General features: G+C 58.1%; 23 protein-coding genes. 17 read left to right on the forward strand and 6 right to left on the reverse strand.

What is annotated here, in order from left to right:
- Positions 1–68 precede the first annotated feature (68 nt).
- The 16 genes from PYR66_20290 to PYR66_20365 all read left to right on the forward strand — a co-directional run bounded on the left by PYR66_20290 (position 69) and on the right by PYR66_20365 (position 16,037).
- Positions 69–701, forward strand: coding sequence for a fumarylacetoacetate hydrolase family protein (locus PYR66_20290; GenBank protein WEF27595.1), 633 nt, complete (start codon positions 69–71; stop codon positions 699–701).
- Positions 698–1,462 carry a fumarylacetoacetate hydrolase family protein gene (locus PYR66_20295; protein WEF27596.1) on the forward strand — a complete coding sequence of 255 codons (765 nt, stop codon included), beginning with the start codon at positions 698–700 and terminating at the stop codon, positions 1,460–1,462. The genes PYR66_20290 and PYR66_20295 overlap by 4 nt, the downstream gene beginning before the upstream one ends.
- Complete coding sequence (hpaE, locus tag PYR66_20300; GenBank protein ID WEF27597.1) at positions 1,459–2,925, forward strand: 5-carboxymethyl-2-hydroxymuconate semialdehyde dehydrogenase; 1,467 nt, start codon at positions 1,459–1,461, stop codon at positions 2,923–2,925. The genes PYR66_20295 and hpaE overlap by 4 nt, the downstream gene beginning before the upstream one ends.
- 1 nt (position 2,926) lies before the next feature.
- On the forward strand, positions 2,927–3,784 hold the full coding sequence (gene hpaD, locus PYR66_20305; GenBank protein WEF27598.1) for a 3,4-dihydroxyphenylacetate 2,3-dioxygenase: 858 nt from the start codon (positions 2,927–2,929) through the stop codon (positions 3,782–3,784).
- Between the two features lie 9 nt (positions 3,785–3,793).
- Positions 3,794–4,174, forward strand: a complete 381-nt coding sequence (locus PYR66_20310; GenBank protein ID WEF27599.1) for a 5-carboxymethyl-2-hydroxymuconate Delta-isomerase — start codon at positions 3,794–3,796, stop codon at positions 4,172–4,174.
- 135 nt (positions 4,175–4,309) lie between these two features.
- Entirely contained in the window at positions 4,310–5,113 is an 804-nt protein-coding gene (hpaH, locus tag PYR66_20315) for a 2-oxo-hepta-3-ene-1,7-dioic acid hydratase (GenBank protein ID WEF27600.1), read from the forward strand.
- A 10-nt stretch (positions 5,114–5,123) separates the two neighbouring features.
- On the forward strand, positions 5,124–5,921 hold the full coding sequence (hpaI, locus tag PYR66_20320) for a 4-hydroxy-2-oxoheptanedioate aldolase (GenBank protein WEF27601.1): 798 nt from the start codon (positions 5,124–5,126) through the stop codon (positions 5,919–5,921).
- 21 nt (positions 5,922–5,942) lie between these two features.
- A complete protein-coding gene (hpaX, locus tag PYR66_20325) occupies positions 5,943–7,292 on the forward strand; it encodes a 4-hydroxyphenylacetate permease (protein WEF27602.1) in 1,350 nt (449 codons plus the stop codon).
- Positions 7,293–7,301: 9 nt separating this feature from the next.
- Positions 7,302–8,192, forward strand: coding sequence for a 4-hydroxyphenylacetate catabolism regulatory protein HpaA (hpaA, locus tag PYR66_20330; GenBank protein WEF27603.1), 891 nt, complete (start codon positions 7,302–7,304; stop codon positions 8,190–8,192).
- A 226-nt stretch (positions 8,193–8,418) separates the two neighbouring features.
- Positions 8,419–9,981, forward strand: a complete 1,563-nt coding sequence (gene hpaB, locus PYR66_20335) for a 4-hydroxyphenylacetate 3-monooxygenase, oxygenase component (GenBank protein ID WEF27604.1) — start codon at positions 8,419–8,421, stop codon at positions 9,979–9,981.
- A gap of 19 nt (positions 9,982–10,000) precedes the next feature.
- Positions 10,001–10,513: a 4-hydroxyphenylacetate 3-monooxygenase reductase subunit gene (locus tag PYR66_20340; protein ID WEF27605.1), complete on the forward strand. Its 513-nt coding sequence runs from the start codon at positions 10,001–10,003 to the stop codon at positions 10,511–10,513.
- Between the two features lie 324 nt (positions 10,514–10,837).
- The gene (locus PYR66_20345; protein WEF27606.1) at positions 10,838–12,988 is read left to right on the forward strand and encodes a carbon starvation CstA family protein; all 2,151 of its coding nucleotides are present in this window, start codon (positions 10,838–10,840) and stop codon (positions 12,986–12,988) included.
- Positions 12,989–13,083: 95 nt separating this feature from the next.
- Positions 13,084–13,287 carry a YbdD/YjiX family protein gene (locus PYR66_20350; protein WEF27607.1) on the forward strand — a complete coding sequence of 68 codons (204 nt, stop codon included), beginning with the start codon at positions 13,084–13,086 and terminating at the stop codon, positions 13,285–13,287.
- An 11-nt stretch (positions 13,288–13,298) separates the two neighbouring features.
- A complete protein-coding gene (gene yjiA / locus PYR66_20355) occupies positions 13,299–14,255 on the forward strand; it encodes a GTPase (protein ID WEF27608.1) in 957 nt (318 codons plus the stop codon).
- Between the two features lie 178 nt (positions 14,256–14,433).
- Complete coding sequence (locus tag PYR66_20360) at positions 14,434–15,726, forward strand: DUF445 domain-containing protein (GenBank protein WEF27609.1); 1,293 nt, start codon at positions 14,434–14,436, stop codon at positions 15,724–15,726.
- A gap of 71 nt (positions 15,727–15,797) precedes the next feature.
- A complete protein-coding gene (locus PYR66_20365) occupies positions 15,798–16,037 on the forward strand; it encodes a DUF2164 domain-containing protein (protein WEF27610.1) in 240 nt (79 codons plus the stop codon).
- Between the two features lie 46 nt (positions 16,038–16,083).
- On the opposite strand, the gene PYR66_20370 is transcribed toward PYR66_20365, so the two are convergent.
- From PYR66_20370 to PYR66_20385, 4 genes are all read right to left on the reverse strand, one after another.
- Positions 16,084–17,148, reverse strand: coding sequence for a DUF2955 domain-containing protein (locus PYR66_20370; GenBank protein WEF27611.1), 1,065 nt, complete (start codon positions 17,146–17,148; stop codon positions 16,084–16,086).
- Positions 17,138–18,205: an HlyD family secretion protein gene (locus tag PYR66_20375; protein ID WEF27612.1), complete on the reverse strand. Its 1,068-nt coding sequence runs from the start codon at positions 18,203–18,205 to the stop codon at positions 17,138–17,140. The genes PYR66_20370 and PYR66_20375 overlap by 11 nt, the downstream gene beginning before the upstream one ends.
- A 6-nt stretch (positions 18,206–18,211) precedes the next feature.
- Entirely contained in the window at positions 18,212–18,676 is a 465-nt protein-coding gene (locus tag PYR66_20380; protein WEF27613.1) for a MarR family transcriptional regulator, read from the reverse strand.
- A gap of 209 nt (positions 18,677–18,885) precedes the next feature.
- The gene (locus PYR66_20385) at positions 18,886–19,050 is read right to left on the reverse strand and encodes a DUF1127 domain-containing protein (protein ID WEF27614.1); all 165 of its coding nucleotides are present in this window, start codon (positions 19,048–19,050) and stop codon (positions 18,886–18,888) included.
- A 177-nt stretch (positions 19,051–19,227) separates the two neighbouring features.
- Here PYR66_20385 and PYR66_20390 point away from each other — a divergent pair, with 177 nt between their 5' ends.
- Positions 19,228–20,640, forward strand: a complete 1,413-nt coding sequence (locus PYR66_20390; protein WEF27615.1) for a PLP-dependent aminotransferase family protein — start codon at positions 19,228–19,230, stop codon at positions 20,638–20,640.
- Between the two features lie 56 nt (positions 20,641–20,696).
- Here the strand turns inward: PYR66_20390 and PYR66_20395 are convergent, their stop codons facing one another.
- Both PYR66_20395 and PYR66_20400 read right to left on the reverse strand, forming a co-directional pair.
- Positions 20,697–21,281, reverse strand: coding sequence for an OmpA family protein (locus PYR66_20395; GenBank protein ID WEF27616.1), 585 nt, complete (start codon positions 21,279–21,281; stop codon positions 20,697–20,699).
- A gap of 3 nt (positions 21,282–21,284) precedes the next feature.
- On the reverse strand, positions 21,285–21,761 hold the full coding sequence (locus PYR66_20400) for a hypothetical protein (protein WEF27617.1): 477 nt from the start codon (positions 21,759–21,761) through the stop codon (positions 21,285–21,287).
- Between the last annotated feature and the right edge of the window lie 1,220 nt (positions 21,762–22,981).

The following is a 22,981-nucleotide window of genomic DNA, read 5'->3' on the forward strand; positions in this document are numbered from 1 at the left end:
TAAAAGATGATCATTAACATATTAATGAAATCCCTTCGAATCCGAAATCAGTACCAGAGGAGTGGTGAATGAAAGGTACCATCTTCGCCGTTGCGCTAAATCATCGCAGCCAGCTCGACGCCTGGCGCGAGGCGTTTCAACAGGCCCCCTACAAGACGCCGCCGAAAACCGCGGTGTGGTTCATCAAGCCCCGCAACACCGTGATTGGCAATGGCGATGCGATTCCCCATCCGCAGGGCGAAACCGTACAAAGCGGCGCGACCGTGGCGCTGATCGTCGGCAAAACCGCGCGTAAAGTGACGGCAGAAGAGGCGGCGGACTATATCGCCGGTTACGCGCTGGCCAACGATGTCAGCCTGCCGGAAGAGAGTTTTTATCGCCCGGCGATCAAAGCTAAGTGCCGCGACGGCTTCTGCCCCGTCGGCGCGCTCTCGGCGGTACGCAACGTCGATGACCTGACCATCATCACCGAAATCAACGGCCGCGAAGCGGATAGCTGGCACACCGCCGATCTACAGCGCAACGCCGCGCAGCTGCTGAGCGCATTGAGCGAGTTTGCGACCCTCAATCCCGGCGATGCGATTCTGATCGGTACGCCCCACTCTCGCGTCACGCTGCGCCCGGGCGATCGCGTACGTATTCTCGCCGACGGTTTCCCGGCGCTCGAAAACCCGGTTGTCGCAGAAGGAGAACTGGCATGAAACAGGCACGCATTGAATGGCAGGGACAGGTTCGCGACGTACTGGTCGATGAACGCGACCAGGTACAGTTGAACGACGGCACCGTGCTGCAAGCTGGTGAATTCCGCTGGCTGCCGCCTGCCGACGGTACGTTGTTCGCGCTGGGACTGAACTACGCCGACCACGCCAGCGAACTGGAATTTAAGCCGCCAACCGAGCCTTTGGTGTTTATCAAAGCGCCGAATACTTTTATTGGCCACCAGCAGCAGTCGGTGCGCCCGGATAACGTCGAGTACATGCACTACGAAGCCGAGCTGGTGGTGGTGATTGGGAAAACCGCGCGCCGCGTCAGCGAAGCCGATGCCATGGACTACGTCGCGGGTTATACCGTCTGCAACGACTACGCGATCCGCGACTATCTGGAAAACTACTATCGCCCGAACCTGCGGGTAAAAAGCCGCGACACCCTGACGCCGATCGGCCCGTGGATCGTGGCGAAAGAGACGATCCCGGATCCGCACAACCTGGCCCTGCGTACCTGGGTTAATGGCGAACTGCGCCAGCAGGGCACTACTGCCGATTTGATCTTCAGCGTGCCGTTCCTCATCGCCTATCTCAGCGAATTTATGACCCTGCAACCGGGCGACATGATCGCCACCGGCACGCCGAAAGGGCTGTCCGATGTGGTGCCGGGCGACGAGGTGATCGTCGAAGTCGAGGGCGTGGGCCGCCTGGTCAACCATATCATCAGCCAGCAAGCGTATGAGGAGACACTGTCATGAAAAAGATTAACCATTGGATCAACGGGAAAAACGTTGCCGGCGCAGACTATTTTCATACCACCAACCCGGCCACTGGCGAGGTGCTGGCTGACGTCGCCTCCGGCGGTGAAGCCGAAGTTAACCAGGCGGTAGCGGCGGCGAAAGAGGCCTTCCCGAAGTGGGCTAACCTGCCGATGAAAGAGCGCGCGCGTCTGATGCGCCGTTTAGGCGATCTGATCGATCAGAACGTCCCGGAGATCGCGGCAATGGAAACCGCCGACACCGGCCTGCCGATCCACCAGACCAAAAACGTGTTGATCCCACGCGCGTCGCACAACTTCGAATTTTTCGCCGAAGTGTGCCAGCAGATGAACGGCAAGACCTATCCGGTCGATGACAAAATGCTCAACTACACCCTCGTACAGCCAGTCGGCGTGTGCGCGTTGGTGTCGCCGTGGAACGTACCGTTTATGACCGCCACCTGGAAGGTGGCGCCGTGCCTGGCGCTGGGCAATACCGCAGTACTGAAAATGTCCGAACTGTCGCCGCTGACCGCCGATCGTCTGGGCGAGCTGGCGCTGGAAGCCGGGATCCCGGCAGGCGTGCTCAACGTCGTGCAGGGCTACGGCGCGACGGCGGGCGATGCGCTGGTACGTCACCATGACGTGCGCGCGGTGTCGTTCACCGGCGGCACCGCCACCGGGCGCAACATCATGAAAAACGCCGGCCTGAAAAAGTACTCGATGGAGCTCGGCGGGAAGTCGCCGGTGCTGATTTTTGAAGACGCCGACATCGAGCGCGCGCTCGACGCCGCGCTATTCACCATCTTCTCGATCAACGGCGAACGCTGCACCGCCGGTTCGCGCATTTTCATTCAGCAAAGCATCTATCCGGAATTCGTCAAACGCTTCGCCGAGCGCGCCAACCGCTTGCGCGTCGGCGACCCGACCGATCCGAATACCCAGGTCGGCGCGCTGATTAGCCAGCAGCATTGGGAAAAAGTGTCCGGCTACATTCGCCTTGGTATCGAAGAAGGCGCGACCCTGCTGGCAGGTGGCCCGGATAAGCCGTCCGATCTGCCAGCACACCTCAAATCCGGCAATTTCCTGCGCCCGACGGTACTGGCGGATGTCGACAACCGGATGCGCGTCGCCCAGGAAGAGATTTTTGGCCCGGTCGCCTGTCTGCTGCCGTTCAAAGACGAAGCAGAAGGGTTACGCCTGGCCAACGATGTGGAGTACGGCCTGGCGTCGTACATCTGGACCCAGGACGTCAGCAAAGTGCTGCGTCTGGCCCGCGGCATTGAAGCCGGGATGGTGTTCGTCAACACCCAGAACGTGCGTGACCTGCGTCAGCCGTTCGGCGGCGTGAAGGCCTCCGGCACCGGCCGCGAAGGCGGCGAGTACAGCTTTGAAGTGTTCGCCGAAATGAAAAACGTCTGCATCTCGATGGGCGACCATCCGATCCCGAAATGGGGAGTCTGATATGGGTAAGTTAGCGTTAGCAGCAAAAATCACTCACGTACCGTCAATGTATCTTTCTGAGCTGCCGGGGAAAAACCACGGCTGTCGTCAGGGCGCCATCGACGGTCATAAAGAGATTGGCAAGCGGTGCCGCGAAATGGGCGTCGACACCATCATCGTGTTCGATACCCACTGGCTGGTGAATAGCGCCTATCACATCAACTGCGCTGACCATTTCCAGGGCATCTACACCAGTAACGAACTGCCGCATTTTATTCGCGACATGACCTACGACTATGACGGCAACCCGGAGCTGGGCCACCTGATCGCCGACGAGGCCGTTAAGCTTGGCGTGCGCGCCAAGGCGCACAATATTCCGAGCCTGAAGCTGGAGTACGGCACCCTGGTGCCGATGCGCTACATGAATAGCGATAAGCATTTCAAAGTGGTGTCGATCTCCGCGTTCTGTACGGTTCACGACTTTGCCGACAGCCGCAAATTGGGCCAGGCGATCCTCACCGCTATCGAGAAATATGACGGCACCGTGGCGGTGCTGGCCAGCGGTTCGCTGTCGCACCGCTTCATCGACGACCAACGCGCCGAAGAAGGCATGAACAGCTATACCCGCGAATTCGATCACCAAATGGATGAGCGGGTGGTGAAGCTGTGGCGCGAGGGCAAATTCAAAGAGTTCTGCACCATGCTGCCGGAGTATGCCGATTACTGCTACGGCGAGGGCAACATGCACGACACGGTGATGCTGCTCGGCCTGTTGGGCTGGGATAAATACGACGGCAAGGTGGAGTTTATCACCGAGCTGTTCGCCAGCTCCGGTACCGGCCAGGTCAACGCCGTGTTCCCACTACCGGCGCAGGCATAAGGAGGCCGCATGCCGCATTTTATCGCCGAATGTAGCGACAATATCCGCGAACAGGCTGATTTACCGGGTCTGTTCGCCAAAGTTAACGAGGCGCTGGCCGCCACCGGCATCTTTCCGATTGGCGGTATTCGCAGCCGTGCCCATTGGCTGGATACCTGGCAGATGGCCGACGGTAAGCATGATTACGCTTTCGTGCATATGACGCTGAAGATCGGTGCCGGGCGCAGCCTGGAAAGCCGACAGGAAGTAGGCGAAATGCTGTTTACGCTGATTAAGGCCCACTTCGCCGCGTTGATGGAAAGCCGCTACCTGGCGCTGTCGTTCGCCATGGAAGAGCTGGATCCGACGCTCAACTACAAACAGAACAACGTGCACGCGTTATTTAAATAAAACATTGGCACGGTCAGTCCCCTCGCCCTTTTGGGGAGAGGGTTAGGGTGAGGGGAGAGATCTCTGCGGCCTGATACCCTCACCCCGGCCCTCTCCCACAAGGGGAGGGAGAAAACACAGCCACAGGAAACCATTATGCTCGATAAACAGACCCGCACGCAGATCGCCCAGCGGCTGAATCAGGCCGAAAAGCAGCGTGAACAGATCCGCGCGATCTCGCTGGATTACCCGTCGATCACCATTGAGGACGCTTACGCCGTCCAGCGTGAGTGGGTCGAAATGAAGATCGCCGAAGGCCGCGTGCTGAAAGGCCACAAGATCGGTCTGACATCGAAAGCGATGCAGGCCAGCTCGCAAATCAGCGAACCGGACTACGGCGCGCTGCTCGACGATATGTTCTTCCACGACGGCAGCGACATCCCGACCGACCGCTTCATCGTGCCGCGCATTGAAGTGGAGCTGGCCTTCGTACTGGCAAAACCGCTGCGCGGGCCGAACTGCACGCTGTTCGATGTTTACAACGCCACCGACTATGTCATCCCGGCGCTGGAGCTGATTGACGCCCGCTGCCACAACATCGACCCGGAAACCCAGCGCCCGCGCAAAGTGTTCGACACCATCTCCGATAACGCCGCCAACGCCGGGGTGATCCTCGGCGGCCGCCCGATTAAACCGGATGAGCTCGACCTGCGCTGGATCTCCGCCCTGCTGTACCGCAACGGGGTGATTGAAGAGACCGGCGTCGCCGCTGGCGTACTTAACCATCCGGCGAACGGCGTGGCCTGGCTGGCCAACAAACTGGCGCCATACGACGTTCAACTGGAAGCCGGGCAAATTATCCTCGGCGGCTCTTTCACCCGCCCGGTACCGGCGCGTAAGGGCGATACCTTCCACGTCGATTACGGCAACATGGGCGCGATCAGCTGCCGTTTTGTCTGAGGAGAACACGATGAACAACACCTTTAAAGAAGCGCTCAAGGCCGGGCGTCCGCAAATCGGCCTGTGGCTGGGGTTGTGCAGCAGCTACAGCGCCGAACTGCTGGCCGGCGCCGGGTTCGACTGGTTACTGATCGACGGCGAACATGCGCCGAATAACGTGCAGACGGTGCTAACCCAACTGCAGGCTATCGCCCCCTACCCCAGCCAGCCGGTGGTCCGCCCGTCGTGGAACGATCCGGTGCAGATTAAACAACTGCTGGACGTCGGCGCGCAGACCCTGCTGGTGCCGATGGTGCAGAATGCCGACGAAGCCCGGCTGGCGGTAAGAGCCACCCGCTACCCGCCTGCGGGCATCCGCGGCGTCGGCAGCGCCCTGGCCCGCGCCTCGCGCTGGAATCGCGTCCCGGATTATATCCATCAGGCCAACGACGCCATGTGCGTGCTGGTACAGATTGAGACCCGGGAAGCGCTGAAAAACCTGCCGCAGATCCTCGATGTCGAAGGCGTGGACGGCGTCTTTATCGGCCCGGCGGATCTCAGCGCCGATATGGGCTTTGGCGGTAATCCGCAGCACCCGGAAGTGCAGGCCGCCATCGAAAGCGCTATCCAGCAGATCCGCCAGGCTGGCAAAGCGCCGGGGATCCTGATGGCCAATGAGCAGCTCGCTAAGCGTTACCTCGAACTGGGCGCGCTGTTCGTCGCGGTCGGCGTCGATACCACCCTGCTGGCCCGCGGCGCGGAAGCGTTAGCCGCCCGCTTTAACCACACAGCCACCACCACAACAGATAACAATAAATCCGTCTACTAAACGGATAATGTGGAGCGCACCATGACCCTACAACACAATGATAATAAAGCCTCTGAAGTCGAAAACCGGGTGATCAAAAAGCTGTTCCGCCGCCTGATCACGTTCCTGTTTGTTCTCTTTGTATTCTCATTTTTGGACCGCATTAATATCGGTTTCGCCGGTCTGACGATGGGCAAAGACCTCGGCCTGACCTCCACCATGTTCGGCCTGGCGGCGACGCTGTTCTACGTCACCTACGTGCTGTGCGGGATCCCCAGTAATATCATGCTGGCGAAGGTCGGCGCGCGCCGTTGGATCGCCGGGATTATGGTAGTCTGGGGGATAGCCTCGACCTGCACCATGTTCGCCACCAGCCCGCATACGCTGTACATCCTACGGATGCTGGTCGGCATCGCCGAAGCGGGCTTCCTGCCGGGGATCCTCGTCTATCTGACCTGGTGGTTCCCGGCCTACCATCGCGCCCGCGCCAACGCCCTGTTTATGATCGCCATGCCGGTCACCATGATGCTCGGCTCGATTCTTTCTGGCTATATTCTGGCGCTCGACGGCGTGTGGAATCTGAAGGGCTGGCAGTGGCTGTTCCTGTTGGAAGGCCTACCGTCAGTGGTGCTCGGCGTCGTCACCTGGTTCTTCCTCCACGACACGCCGGATAAAGCCAGTTGGTTGGATAACGAGGAGAAGCAGGCGCTGAAGTCAATGATCGATCGCGAACGAGAAAATGCGGCGATTGTCCCGGCGTCGCCGCGCTCGACGCTACGCGAAGTGCTGACGCCAGCGGTGCTGATGTATACCCTCGCCTACTTCTGCCTGACCAATACCCTCAGCGCCATTAACATCTGGACGCCGCAGATCCTGCAAAGCTTCAACACCGGCAGCAGCAACATTATGATCGGCCTGCTGGCGGCAATCCCGCAATTCTGTACTATCTTCGGCATGATCTGGTGGAGCCGCCGCTCCGACCGGCGCAAAGAGCGCAAGATGCACACCATCCTGCCCTACCTGTTCGCCGCCGCGGGCTGGCTGCTGGCCTCGGCAACCCATCACAGCCTGGTCCAGCTGATCGGCATTATTATGGCCTCGGTGGGGTCTTTCACCGCGATGGCGATTTTCTGGACCACTCCGGATCGGGTGATCAGCCTGCAATCGCGCGCGGTAGCGCTGGCGGTAATCAACGCTATCGGCAACGTCGGCTCTGCCGTCAGCCCGCTATTGATCGGCATTTTACGCGATACCACCGGCAGCTTTAGCTCCGGGTTGTGGTTTGTCGCCGGGTTGCTGATCGTCGGCGCGCTGGTACTCACCCGCATCCCGATGAGCCAGCGCGATAATGCCGCCGCCGCGCCTGGTTTAGCGGCGCAAAAGGGCCACTAAGGAGCGAACATGTGCCAGCATTCAATCGCCAATATCGATATTAATAAAGATTACGACGAGAGTCTGGGCACTGAAGAGGTGCACTATCAGTCGTTTGCCCGCATGGCGGCCTTTTTTGGCCGCGATATGCAGGCGCATCGCCATGACCGCTATTTTCAGATGCACTTTCTTGATACCGGGCAGATTGAGCTCCAACTCGATGATCATCGCTATTCGGTACAGGCGCCGCTATTTGTATTAACGCCGCCCTCGGTGCCGCACGCGTTCATTACCGAGTCCGATAGCGATGGCCACGTGCTGACGGTACATGAGGAGCTCATCTGGCCGCTGCTGGAGGTACTCTATCCCGGCACGCGGGAAACATTCGGCCTGCCGGGGATCTGCCTGTCACTGGCCGATAAACCTGACGAACTGGCGGCGCTGGCGCACTACTGGCAGCTTATCAGGCGCGAATCTACCGCCCAATTACCGGGGCGCGAGCATACTCTGGCGTTGCTGGCGCAGTCGGTATTTACCCTGTTGCTGCGTAATGCGAAGCTCGACGATCACGCCGCCAGCGGCATGCGCGGCGAGCTGAAATTATTCCAGCGCTTTAACCAGATGATCGATAGCCACTATCATCAGCACTGGACGGTGCCGGATTACGCCAACGAGCTGCACCTGACCGAATCGCGGCTGACCGATATCTGCCGCCGCTTCGCCAACCGCCCGCCGAAGCGGCTGATCTTCGACCGCCAGTTACGCGAGGCAAAGCGGCTGCTGCTGTTCTCCGATAGCGCGGTCAATGAGATTGCCTGGCAACTGGGGTTTAAAGACCCCGCCTATTTCGCCCGCTTTTTTAATCGCTTAGTGGGATGTTCACCCAGCAGTTACCGGGCGCAGAAAGTACCGGTGTCGTAATTCCCCGCTGGCGCTACGCTTACCGGGGCGACGCTCCATAGGTCGGGTAAGCGCAGCGCCGCCCGCCGAAAAGCAGCACAGATCACAAAACCCAAACCCACCTGAAAAGTACCCGCCGTTGTCGCAAACGTCCCTTCACGAAAAGCGCAATAACCGCTTCAATTGAACAACAAAAACAAAACATATATTTAACATTATTATTCCGATAAATACTGAAGAGGCCCCTATGAAACCTGAAGATTTCCGCGCCGATGCGAAACGCCCGTTAACTGGCGAAGAGTATTTAAAAAGCCTGCAGGATGGCCGCGAAATTTATATCTACGGCGAGCGCGTGAAGGATGTCACCACTCACCCGGCCTTCCGTAATGCCGCGGCCTCTGTCGCTCAGTTGTACGATGCGCTGCACAAACCGGACATGCAGGATTCTCTGTGCTGGGGTACCGACACCGGCAGCGGCGGCTACACCCACAAATTCTTCCGCGTGGCGAAAAGCGCCGACGACCTGCGCCAACAGCGCGACGCCATCGCCGAATGGTCGCGTTTAAGCTACGGCTGGATGGGACGCACCCCGGACTATAAAGCCGCCTTCGGCTGCGCGCTGGGCGCTAACCCGGCGTTCTACGGCCAGTTCGAGCAGAACGCCCGCAACTGGTACACCCGTATTCAGGAAACCGGCCTGTACTTTAACCACGCTATCGTCAACCCGCCGATCGACCGCCACAAACCGGCCGATGAAGTGAAAGACGTCTACATCAAGCTGGAAAAAGAGACCGACGCCGGGATCATCGTCAGCGGCGCGAAAGTGGTCGCCACCAACTCAGCGCTGACCCACTACAACATGATCGGCTTCGGCTCGGCGCAGGTGATGGGCGAGAACCCGGACTTCGCGCTGATGTTTGTCGCGCCGATGGATGCCGAAGGCGTCAAACTGATCTCCCGCGCCTCATATGAAATGGTCGCTGGCGCGACCGGCTCCCCGTACGACTATCCGCTCTCCAGCCGCTTCGACGAGAACGATGCGATTCTGGTGATGGATAAAGTGCTGATCCCGTGGGAAAACGTGCTAATTTATCGCGACTTCGACCGCTGCCGCCGCTGGACTATGGAAGGCGGTTTCGCCCGCATGTATCCGCTGCAGGCCTGCGTGCGTCTGGCGGTGAAACTGGACTTTATCACCGCCCTGCTGAAGCGTTCTCTGGAATGTACCGGCACCCTCGAATTCCGCGGCGTGCAGGCCGACCTCGGCGAAGTGGTCGCGTGGCGCAATATGTTCTGGGCGCTGAGCGATTCCATGTGTTCGGAAGCGACGCCATGGGTCAACGGCGCATGGTTGCCGGATCACGCCGCGCTGCAAACCTATCGCGTGATGGCGCCGATGGCCTACGCCAAGATTAAGAATATCATCGAGCGCAACGTCACCAGCGGCCTGATTTATCTGCCGTCCAGCGCCCGCGATTTGAACAACCCGCAAATCGACCAGTATCTGGCGAAGTACGTGCGCGGCTCCAACGGCATGGATCACGTTGAACGCATCAAGATCCTGAAACTGATGTGGGATGCGATCGGCAGCGAATTCGGCGGCCGTCACGAGCTGTATGAAATCAACTATTCCGGTAGCCAGGATGAGATTCGCCTGCAGTGCCTGCGCCAGGCACAGAGCTCCGGCAATATGGACAAGATGATGGCGATGGTCGACCGCTGCCTGTCCGAGTACGACCAGCACGGATGGACGGTGCCGCATCTGCACAATAACTCTGATATCAATATGTTGGATAAGCTGCTGAAGTAATTCACAGCGGGAGGTCATAATGCAATTAGATGAACAACGCCTGCGTTTTCGCGATGCCATGGCCAGCCTGTCGGCCGCGGTGAACGTTGTCACCACCGAAGGCGAAGCTGGCCGCTGCGGCATTACCGCGACTGCAGTCTGCTCCGTCACGGATACGCCGCCGTCGGTGATGGTTTGTATCAACGCCAACAGCGCGATGAACCCGGTATTTCAGGGGAACGGCAAGTTGTGCATCAACGTGCTGAACCACGAACAGGAAGTCATGGCCCGTCATTTCGCCGGGATGACCGGGATGACGATGGAAGAGCGCTTCGCTCTCAGCTGCTGGCAGCAAGGCGCGCTGGGACAACCGGTGCTGAAAGGCTCGCTGGCCAGTCTTGAGGGGGAAATTAGCCAGGTGCAAACCATCGGCAGCCATCTGGTGTATCTGGTGGAGATCAGGAACATTACCCTGAGCCAGCAAGGGCACGGCCTGATTTACTTTAAACGCCGTTTCCACCCGGTGATGATGGAAATGGAAGTCGCCGTGTAATGACCTCTTCTGCTCCTCTCCGTATCGCGGGGAGGAGCAGCGCCCTCCCGGCCCGATATCACCAGTATCCCTACGTTTTTACTCTCAAAAATATCTTGTGATCTCAATCACATATTTATCTTCTGCTCACTTCATGGCCAACCGCTTACCCCAGCTAGCGACCGCTTAACCCCGCATACAACCACTCACTGATTTACCCAACTTTACGCGCGCGACATTCTGGCAAGATCGGATGCAGCCTAGCTAATCAATACCTCTACCAACCCAAACACAAAACCCAACGGCTTCGGCCAATGATTAATCTAATTAACGCCAGGTTTTACTATGGATACCAAAAAACTATTCAAGCACATCCCTTGGGTGATTCTTGGAATCATCGGAGCATTTTGCCTCTCAGTCGTCGCACTGCGCCGCGGTGAGCACGTTAGTGCGCTGTGGATCGTCGTCGCGTCGGTTTCCGTGTACCTCGTCGCCTACCGTTATTACAGCCTGTATATCGCGCAGAAGGTGATGAAGCTTGACCCGACGCGCGCGACGCCGGCGGTCATTAATAACGATGGCCTGAACTACGTGCCGACCAACCGCTACGTGCTGTTTGGCCACCACTTCGCCGCCATCGCCGGGGCTGGTCCGCTGGTCGGCCCGGTACTGGCCGCCCAAATGGGTTACCTGCCGGGTACCCTGTGGCTGCTGGCCGGCGTGGTGCTGGCAGGGGCGGTACAGGACTTTATGGTGCTGTTTATCTCTTCGCGTCGTAACGGCGCCTCGCTGGGCGAGATGATCAAACAGGAAATGGGGCCGGTTCCGGGGTCTATCGCCCTGTTCGGCTGTTTCCTGATTATGATCATCATCCTCGCGGTGCTGGCGTTGATCGTGGTGAAAGCGCTGGCGGAGAGCCCGTGGGGCGTCTTTACCGTCTGCTCGACCGTGCCGATCGCGCTGTTCATGGGTATCTACATGCGCTTCCTGCGCCCTGGCCGCGTGGGCGAGGTCTCGGTTATCGGTATCGTGCTGTTGGTGGCCTCTATCTGGTTCGGCGGCATCATTGCCCACGATCCGTACTGGGGCCCGGCGCTGACCTTTAAAGACACCACCATCACCTTTACCCTGATTGGCTACGCGTTCATCTCCGCGCTGCTGCCGGTATGGCTGATTCTGGCGCCGCGCGACTATCTGGCAACCTTCCTGAAAATCGGCGTGATCGTCGGTCTGGCGCTGGGGATCGTTATCCTCAACCCGGACCTAAAAATGCCGGCAGTGACCCAGTACATTGATGGTACCGGCCCGCTGTGGAAAGGCGCGCTGTTCCCGTTCCTGTTTATTACCATCGCCTGTGGCGCGGTCTCTGGCTTCCACGCGCTGATCGCCTCCGGCACCACGCCGAAACTGCTGGCTAACGAAACTGACGCCCGCTTTATCGGCTACGGCGCGATGCTGATGGAATCTTTTGTTGCGGTAATGGCACTGGTCGCCGCCTCGATTATCGAACCAGGCCTCTACTTCGCGATGAATACCCCGCCAGCAGGCCTGGGTATCACCATGCCGAACCTGCATGAAATGGGCGGTGAAAACGCGGCAATGATCGCCGCGCAGCTGAAGGATGTAACGGCTCACGCAGCGGCAACCGTCAGTTCCTGGGGCTTTGTGATTTCACCTGAGCAGATCCTGCAGACGGCGAAAGATATCGGCGAACCTTCGGTACTGAACCGCGCGGGCGGCGCGCCGACGCTGGCTGTCGGTATCGCCCACGTGTTCCACAAAATCATCCCGATGGCGGATATGGGCTTCTGGTATCACTTCGGTATCCTGTTTGAAGCGCTGTTTATCCTTACCGCGCTGGATGCCGGTACGCGCGCAGGCCGCTTTATGCTGCAGGATTTACTGGGCAACTTCGTACCGTTCCTGAAGAAAACCGACTCGCTGATCGCGGGGGTTATCGGTACTGCGGGCTGCGTCGGTCTGTGGGGCTACCTGCTGTATCAGGGCGTGGTCGATCCGCTGGGCGGCGTGAAGAGCCTGTGGCCGCTGTTCGGTATCTCTAACCAGATGCTGGCCGCGGTAGCGCTGGTGCTCGGCACCGTGGTGCTGGTCAAAATGCAGCGCACTAAGTATATCTGGGTCACCGTTATCCCGGCTGCGTGGCTGCTGCTGTGCACCACCTGGGCGCTGGGCCTGAAACTGTTTAGCACCAACCCGCAGATGGAAGGCTTCTTCTTTATGGCTCAGCAGTATAAAGAGAAGATTGCCGCTGGCGGCGAGCTGACCGCGCAACAAGTTGCCAACATGAACCACATCGTGGTCAACAACTACACTAACGCCGGCCTGAGCATTCTGTTCCTGGTAGTGGTGTACAGCATCATCTTCTACGGCATCAAAACCTGGCTTAATGTCCGCAACAATAAAGTGCGCACCGACAAAGAGACCCCGTACGTGCCGGTACCGGAAGGCGGCGTGAAGACCTCGTCACATCATTAAAAAAATGGCGGGTGGCGCTACGCTAACCCGCCCTACAAGGTTCTGTAGGCCCGGTAAGCGTAGCGCCACCGGGCTTTTTCTTATCAGGATGCGTTATGTTTGGTAACTTAGGCGAAGCAAAAAAATATCTCGGCCAGGCGGCGAAGATGCTGATTGGCATTCCGGATTACGACAACTACGTCACGCATATGCAAACCAACCATCCGGATCAGCCGTACATGACTTATGAAGAATTCTTCCGCGAACGCCAGCAGGCCCGCTACGGCGGCGATGGCAAAGGCGGCGTACGCTGCTGTTAATGGAGGCAATAATGGCACCGATTGCAGTGACCCTACTAACCGGTTTTCTCGGCGCAGGAAAAACCACCCTGCTGCGCCATATTCTCAATGAGCAACACGGCTTCAAAATCGCCGTTATCGAAAACGAGTTCGGCGAAGTGTCGGTAGACGATCAGCTGATCGGCGATCGCGCCACGCAAATTAAAACGCTGACCAATGGTTGCATCTGCTGTACCCGTTCCAACGAACTGGAAGACGCGCTGCTCGATTTGCTCGACAGCCGCGATCGCGGTGACATTGCGTTCGACCGACTGGTGATTGAGTGCACCGGCATGGCCGACCCGGGGCCCATTATTCAGACCTTTTTCTCCCATGAGGTGCTTTGCGAACGCTACCTGCTGGATGGCGTGATCGCGCTGGTGGATGCCGTCCATGCCGACCAGCAGATGAATCAGTTCACCATCGCTCAGTCGCAGGTCGGTTACGCAGACCGTATTCTGTTAACCAAAACCGACGTCGCCGGTGATACCGAAAAGCTGCGCGAACGCCTGGCGCACATCAACGCCCGAGCGCCGATTTATACCGTCATCCATGGCGATATCGACCTGAGCCAACTGTTCAATACCCGCGGTTTTATGCTGGAAGAGAAGGTCGTCAGCGCCAAACCGCGTTTTCATTTCCTTGCTGAAAAACAAAACGACGTCTCGTCGATTGTGGTTGAACTCGACTATCCGGTGGATATCAGCGAGGTATCGCGAGTGATGGAAAACCTGCTGCTCTCCTTCGCCGAACAATTGATGCGCTATAAAGGGATGCTGTGGATCGACGGCGAACCGAATCGCCTGTTGTTCCAGGGCGTGCAGCGCCTGTACAGCGCCGATTGGGATCGCCCGTGGGGCGACGAAACGCCGCACAGCACGCTGGTGTTTATCGGCATTCAACTGCCGGAAGATGAGATTCGCGCCGCATTTGCCAGCTTAAAACACTGAATGACGCTCCCCCTCGGCGGCAAGCGAGGGGGAGACAACCGACCGCGCGACGCTGACCCACAATTTCATCGTCCGGGATAACCGTGATATCCACCAGCGTTTTGGCAGCCCACTCGCAAGTTAGCCTTCAGGCTCAGGATGCTCTGGCGATTTTTGCATGACCTCGCCGTCAGGTTATATGCTTAGACTTATGGAAAAACTTGCTGAATTAAAGCGCGCTAAACTGCTGGCGCTGTCGCTGCTGCTGATTGCCGCAGCGCTATTTATTACCACGCTCCTGCTGCCGCCGACGCCGTGGGTCAGCGCGTTGAAAGCGATTTCCGAAGCGGCGATGGTGGGGGCGCTGGCCGACTGGTTTGCAGTTGTGGCGCTGTTTCGCCGCATCCCGTTGCCGTTTGTCTCCCGCCATACGGCGATTATCCCGCGCAATAAAGATCGCATCGCCGACAATCTTGGCCGCTTCGTGCAGGAGAAGTTTCTCGATACGCCCTCGCTGGTCGCGCTGATCCGCCGCTACGAACCGGCCCTGATGCTCGGCAACTGGTTCAGCCAACCCGACAATGCCCGGCGGGTCGGCCAGCATCTGCTACAGGTGATGAGCGGTTTTCTCGAACTGACCGACGATACCCGTATTCAGCGCCTGTTGCGGCGGGCGGTGCATAAGGCTATCGATAAGGTCGATCTGACACAAACCAGCGCCATGATGCTGGAGGGGCTAACCCGCGATAACCGCCATCAAAAACTGCTGGATTCGCTGATAAGCCAGCTTATCAGCCTGTTGCAACGCGACAGCTCCCGCGCCTTTATCGCCCGTGGCATTATTCATTGGCTGGAGACCGAGCATCCGCTGAAAGCTAAACTGTTACCGACTGAGTGGCTTGGCGAGCACAGCGCCGAAATGGTGACTGATGCGGTGAATACGCTGCTCGATGAAGTGAGCCAGGACCGCACGCATCAAATTCGTCAGGCCTTCGACCGCGCGGCGCAGAAGCTCATCGACAACCTGAAAGCCGACCCGCAAATGGCCCAAAAAGCCGATAACGTCAAAGCTTATCTGAAGAACGATGAGACCTTTAACCGTTATCTCGGCGAGGTGTGGGCCGACCTGCGCGGCTGGGTGAAGACCGATATCAACAGCGACGATTCGCGTATCAAACAGCGGATCGCTGAAGCCGGTCAGTGGTTTGGCGAAACGCTGGTGCGCGACGAGGCGCTGCGTGAATCGCTGAACGAACACCTGGAACAAGCGGCGCATCGGGTGGCGCCGGAATTCGCCGCCTTCCTGACTCGCCATATTAGCGACACGGTCAAAAGCTGGGACGCGCGCGATATGTCGCGGCAGATCGAACTCAACATCGGTAAGGACCTGCAGTTTATTCGCATCAACGGCACGCTGGTCGGTGGCACCATCGGCCTCGGCCTGTGGTTGCTATCGCAAATTCCGTCGCTGCTGCACCTGCATATTGGCTGAAAATGGTAGCATCATGCTGACAGGTGGCGTATGAGTCCGGCAATCCTGAATCCCCACAGAGAAAACCACGCATGAGCGAGATTGAGATCGGCCCGGCGCAGCGCGACCTGCTGCGCGAAAAGCTAAGTAAGTACTGCGAAGAAACCTTTAGCCTTGAACTGGAACAGTTCGACGCCGAGTTTTTTGTCGACTTTATCGCCAAAGAGCTCGGGCCGCTGTTTTACAACGCCGGTATTGAAGAGGCCATCCGCACCCATCTCGCATGGAGCGAGCGGATCCAGGAAGAGATGGATTTGAAGAAGGTCTATTAACGCGCAGGGAAGCATGGCGCTGCCTCGCCAGCTTCCCGCAGAAGGCTTAATCGGTAACCACGAAGCGCGTCGGCGCAAAGCAGTTCAGCAGGCGATGCACGAGGAACACCATGGTGAGCGTCGCCACCAGCGACACGGTGACCGAGGTAATACGGTACAGATCGCTGAACACCAGATCCTGATCCGGGTGCAGGTTCTGGCCGAACATAATGCCGATGGTGGTGATACTGGCGAAACCCACGCCGGCACCCACCTTTTCCATCACATGCAGGCGAGCGCTAAAGGCCAGTCCAAGGCCGATCAGCGGCATCATCAGGACCATATGGTTACTGAAATTATAGATAACCAGTTGTACCAGCAGAATATACAAGCAGGCTAATACCACACCCACCACGCGCCAAACCGAGCTAATCACCGCGCCGCGATAGTGCATCGGGAACAGGATCAGAATTCCGGCCATCAGCGCTGACAGCGAGTCGCTCAGATCGCAGACCTGGAAGATCACGAAGATCATCGTCGCCACCGTACCGGAAAGCAGCGATTCATGGCGAATACGCGCGGCGTCTTTCTCAATACGCAGCGGCGGTTTACGCGGCTCGACGTCCGGGATCAGATAGTGCAACAACGCGCTCAACGCCACCGCCATCACGCAAGCCTCCATATTGGAGAACATCAACGTATGCCAATTGCTGGTGGAATAACTCATAAAATTGAGCATCGTGCTCTGGCAAACTACGCCCATCGACCCGAGAAGGAACAGCGGCCCCTGGCTCATAAAGCGAAAACGCATCACATACAAGCCGAAGACCACCAGCGTCATGATCACCGGCCACTGCGACAAATAGCCGACGATCAGCACCATTTCAACGCAGTTAACCGCCGCGCTGAACACGAACTGCCGCGCCACATGGCGGTTGAATACCGGCACCAGCGACAGCAGCATCAGCGGATAAACCACGAAAAATACGCCGTACTGCACATCGTAGAAGGTCGAGATACTCAGCGCGATAGTCCCGGCGACGGCGATACGGACCGTCTGACGAAAATCATTAGCCGTGTAGACGATATTGCCGTGCGGAGTAAAGACGCGCGCCAGGGTATTAATAGACATAGTGCAACAGGCTCACCAGATGGATCTGCAGGCCGGCAAAGGTACGAGCGAACGGCCCGTCGCTATTGTACAGCTGCACCGTGGCGCGGGCGCCGGTCGGCAGCGGCTTGTCCAGCGGTTGGTCCAGCGCGACGTGGATGCGCATCCGCTGCGCATCGCGCACCCAACGAGTGGACTGCTCCGGCTGCGACAACTGGCCATTCACCGCTTCCTGACCGGCAAGAATACCGGCATCGCTGCTTGTCACATGCGCCGGAAAGACCTTACCCGGCAGGGCGTCAAAGACCACCGCCGCATCGGTATTCACCGCGGTGTGGCGGAGGCTTTTTTCGCGGAAATCGGCAACGATATCGGTGTTATTGTTCACCAGCGCCAGCACGGCGGTAGCGGCAGTGGCGTAGATCCCCGGGTTCAGCTGCAGGTTGCTGACCATGCCGTCGGTTTCGGCGCGAACCTGGGTCCAGCCGAGATTCAGCTGCGCCTCTTCCAGCGCGTTGCGGTATTTCTGCAGCGTTACGTTACGCTTATCGTCACGCTCGCCGCGCTGGATCTGCAGGTTCTGGATTTGTGCATTCAGGGCGCTGACCGACTGTTCGCTGGTCTGCCAGGTCGTGCGCACTTTATCGAGATCCGATTGCGACACGTTCTGCAGGGTGCTCAGACGCTGGTAGCGGTCAAGGGTGACCTTATCATTACGCGCGGTGTACTGCGCGGTGCGTAGGTTGGCGCGGGCGGCAGCGATCTGCGCATCCAGCTGTTGGTTGCTCAACTTCGCCTGCTCAAAGGCGATTTGTGCCGCTTCAACTTTATTAATGAATGGTGTCGGGTCCAGCTCGTACAGCAGCTCGCCCTTTTTCACCTGGCTATTGTTGTGTACGTACACGTGCGAAACGTAGCCGGAAACGCGCGACGAAACCGGGGTCACCACGCGCATCACGGTGGAATCCGGGGTCAGCGGGATCCAGATATCAGCAACGATAAACCAGGCGAATATTGCCAGGAAAGCGGCAATACTCACCCTTACCCAGCGGGCAAATTTTTGTTCTGGCGTCATCATAGTTTTTTAGATCTTGTTATCTTCTTCGCGGATTGTCCGCAAGTTGCAGGCGATTTGATTTAATGTGGCGCTGAAGGTGGCGAGGTCCACTTCGGGGATAGTTTCCGTCACGCGGTCTTGATAAGTCTCAATGACGCGGTTCAGCTTTTCCAGGATAGCGTGGCCTTCCGCCGTCAGCGTGAGCAGGCGGATGCGCTTGTCATATGGCGATGTTGAGCGCAGCAGGTAGCCCTGCTTTTCCAGCTGCGTGAGGGTGCGCATCAGCGGCGGCAGTTCAATGCCCTGCACTTCCGCCAGTTCGCTTACCGAGACATTGCATCCCAGCTGATGCAGCTGCATCAGCACCGTCCAGCTTGACTGGGTCAGGCCGGTATCGGTAATTGCGCTGTCGATAACCGCACGCCACTGGCGCACCACCATCGCCATGCGCATCCCCATCGGACGGCGGGCAAACAGTTCGTCTTCAGTCATTTTATTTTCCTCACTTGGCAACGAGGAAAATAATACTTATCAGGGTAAGTATCAAGAAACGACAGATGCAGAAGCATCAATTGATAAATTTTGTGAATGTAAATTCCCGATGGAGTATCGGTTTGGTAGCCCGGACAGGCGCGTCAAGCGCCGCCTCCGGGAAAACCCCGGTAGCGCTGACGCTGACCGGGGCTACGGAAGAGCACATTTTAATTGATCTGATCCCGGCGCAGCCCGACATCTTTCAGCTGTTCGTCGCTCATTCGCTGCAATGTTTTGCGCGTTTTACCACGAAGCCACCATTTTTTAAGCGCCCGCGCCAGAAATACCAAGCCGATAAACGGCTGTTTTGCCCGATTCTCATGAAATTCCATCCTCTACCTCCTCACCTTGCCAGAGGCTTTATCTTCACGGATCCGGGCCTGAACAATACAGATTCAAAAAATACTTTTCTTTAACATACAGATTAGCTAAAACGTACACTATGCCCCATTTTTAACGCCCATCTGTACTGGTTTACCCATCTGTATGGCGACAATGAAGGATACAGCATGACTCGTTATCAACATCTGGCCAGCCTGCTGGCTGAACGTATCGAACAAGGGTTGTATCGTCACGGCGAAAAGCTGCCGTCGGTGCGCAGCCTGAGCCAGGAGCACGGCGTCAGTATCAGCACCGTCCAGCAGGCCTATCAGACGCTGGAGCAGCAACAGCTGATTGTGCCGCAGCCGCGTTCCGGCTACTTTGTCGCCCCACGCCGCGCTCAGCCGCCGGTGCCGCCAATGTCGCGTCCGGTGCAGCGCCCGGTGGAGATCACCCAATGGGATCAGGTACTGAGCATGATCGAAGCGCGCAATGATAAATCGATCATCCCCTTCGGCGGCGGCTCGCCAGACGTCAGTCAGCCAAGTCTTAAGCCTATCTGGCGCGAGCTCAGCCGGGCAATCCAGCATAACCTCAGCGAGGTGCTGAACTACGACGAGCTGGCCGGACGTCGCGAACTGCGCGAACAGATCGCCCGCCTGATGCTTGACGGTGGATCGGTGCTTACCGCCGACGATCTGGTGATCACCAGCGGCTGCCACAACGCGCTATCGCTAGCGCTGCTGTCGGTGTGCCAGCCCGGCGATATCGTCGCCGTCGAATCCCCCTGCTACTATGGCACCATGCAGATGCTGCGCGGATTAGGACTGAAAGCCATCGAAATCCCCACCGATCCGGAGTCCGGGATCAGCATTGAGGCTTTAGAACTGGCGCTGGATCAGTGGCCCATTAAAGGCGTGCTTCTGGTGCCGAACTGCAATAATCCGCTGGGATTTATCATGCCGGATGCCCGCAAACGGGCGGTACTGAGCCTCGCCCAGCGCCACGATATTGTTATCTTTGAAGATGATATTTACGGCGAACTGGCCACTGAATATCCGCGCCCGCGCACCATCCATTCATGGGATATCGACGGCCGGGTAATGCTCTGCAGTTCATTTACCAAAACCATCGCCCCCGGTTTGCGCATCGGCTGGGTAGCCCCCGGACGCTACTACGATCGCCTGCTGCAGATGAAGTACGCCGCCAGCGGCACCAACGTCCCCTCCACCCAATTAGCAGCCTGCAACTTTATTCGCGAAGGCCACTACCACCGCCATGTACGCCGGATGCGGCAGATCTATCAGCGCAATATGGAGATCTACACCTGCTGGCTGCGGGAGTTTTTCCCCTGCGGGATCTGCGTCACCCGCCCGAAAGGCGGCTTTATGCTGTGGGTCGAGCTACCGGAACAGGTGGATATGGTTTGCGTCGCGAAGCAGCTGTGCAGCCTGAAAATCCAGGTGGCACCAGGCTCGCTATTTTCGGCATCAGGAAAATACCGCAACTGCTTACGGATCAACTGCGCTCTGCCGCCGATCGAGAAACATAAAGCGGTGATGGTGAAGCTGGGGGAAGCGGTGAAGGTGGCGATGGAATGAGAGACAGGGTAGCCCGGACAAGGCGCGGCCAGCGCCGCCTCCGGGATTATCCAGACTCACCCTTTCTTCTTCGGTACGATGAAATCGACGCGGCGGTTTTTCGCGCGCCCGGCATCGTCATCGTTACTCGCCACTGGCTGGCTTTCGCCTTTGCCCTGCTCGCGCAAGCGTGAGGAGTCCACGCCGTGCGCCGTCAGCCATTTGCCGACCGAACGGGCGCGGCGTAGTGACAAATCGAGGTTGTACTTATCGCTGCCTACCGAATCGGTATGCCCTTCGATCGTCACCACGCCACCAGGATCGTCGGCGATCAGCTGCGCGACCTTTTTCAGCGTCGGCTCGGCTTTTTTGGCGATAGCATCGCTATCAAAAGCGAACAACACGTCGCTGCGCATCGACAACGTCACGGCGTCTTTACCATCGCGGAAAGAGATATCCGCCGACTGCTTCGCCAGATCCGCCGCCTTACTCTGCAAATCCAGCACCGCGCCGCCAGTATCCGAGGGGAAACCCACCAGATCCAGGGTTGTCGCTTTCAGGTCGAGGATCACCGGCGGGGCGTGCGCTGGCGCCTCTTCCGCCCCGGCGGCGGAGCACAGCGCCAGGCCGCTGGCGAACAGGAGTTTGTGCAGGCCGCTCATCGCTTAACGATCCGTAATGGCGATGGGCCCGAGCGGCTCAACGTTTTCGATGGTCAAATAAACCTCCTTGACGTCCTTCGGCGGCGCCGGGAAGCTGCCGTACCACGAACCAACGTACGGCACGCCGGTGCGCGAACTAAACATCACGCTGTTCGGCGCCAGCGGGACACCGTTCGAGTCGGTCAGCAACAGGTATTTCTTGTTGTCCACCAACAGGTAGAAAGATTTGGCAAGATCCTCTTTATCGATCCCGGTATACAAGGATTGACCCGTCAGGTTATCCGCGAGGCCTTTAAAACGTACTTTGACGGTCAGGATGTCGCCATGGCGCATCGCTTCCACCACCTGCGCTTCCGCCGTCCCCGAACTTACCATACCGGTGGCCAGCGGCGTGGCAGACGGCTCCTCTGCCAGCGCGACGCCCGGGACAACCAGCGCGGTCAACAGACAGGAGGCAACGAAGTTTTTCATTCGCTTCATGTTGAGGTCCTTATTCTGTAGGCGCTGCCTATGTGATTGTATATTTTCAATGACATAGAAAAGTCGCCGGGAGAGTAATGCCCCCGAAGTATAGTAAAACGTCTCGCTATCACCCTTGCAGCGGGCAAAAACGTAAGCGGGATCACGTTTACCGATTTAGCTTTCCTCTACTGCTCTGCATCGTCTTGTTCATCCTTAAAAAGAGAGAACCATTCAAATAGTGCAATATTCTACGAAATAACTGATAACCAGAAATATCATTATTAAAAAATGAACAATTCCAAATGATAAATATTATTACTGTCTAAAAACCAACATTAAAAAACCATAACAACATCATTCGGAAACCCCGTACGTCAGTACCTTATTTGTCGCGCTGATTTCACTGGTTTCCGGCCTCTACTTCTATGGCGACATTGATAACCTCAGCCGACTGGTGAACTTTGGCGCATTGATGGGTTTCCTGGTGCTACACGTGGCGGTGATCAACCACTACCTGATCCGATAAAAGTCGCGCAACCTGGTGATGCACCTGCTCTTCCCGGTGATTGGGTTGTGCATTATCGACCTTGTTATTTATGAGATGGATATTGAAGCTAAAGTGCCTGGCCTGGCCTGAGCTGGCTGGCTGTCGGGGTGGTGTATTACGCCATCATGCGGCTGGTGCTTAAGCGCCACCCCGGGGTATTTCCCCGCTCGCGCTGCGCTTAGCGGGGCTACGGTTTCCCCTTCGTCTGCGGGCCGGTAGCCCGGACAAGACGCGTCAAGCGCCACCCCGGGGGATTTCCCCGCTCGCGCTGCGCTTAGCGGGGCTACGGCTTCCCCTTCGTCTGCGGGCCGGTAGCCCGGGCAAGGCGCATCAAGCGCCGCCTCCGGGGTATTTCTCCGCTCGCACTGCGCTTAGCGGGGCTACGGTTTCCCCTTCATCTGCGGGCCGGTAGCCCGGACAAGGCGCGTCAAGCGCCACCTCCGGAGTATTTCCCCGCTCGCGCTGCGCTTAGCGGGGCTACGGCTTCCCCTTCGTCTGCAGGCCGGTAGCCCGGACAAGGCGCGTCAAGCGCCGCCTCCGGGGTATTTCCCCGCTCGCGCTGCGCTTAGCGGGGCTACGGCTTCCCCTTCGTCTGCGGGCCGGTAGCCCGGACAAAGCGCGTCAAGCGCCGCCCCCGGGGTATTTCCCCGCTCGCGCTGCGCTTACCGGGGCTACGGTTTCCCCTTCGTCT

It is taken from the genome of Klebsiella aerogenes (assembly GCA_029027985.1).
In the GTDB taxonomy this organism is placed as follows: domain Bacteria; phylum Pseudomonadota; class Gammaproteobacteria; order Enterobacterales; family Enterobacteriaceae; genus Klebsiella; species Klebsiella aerogenes_A.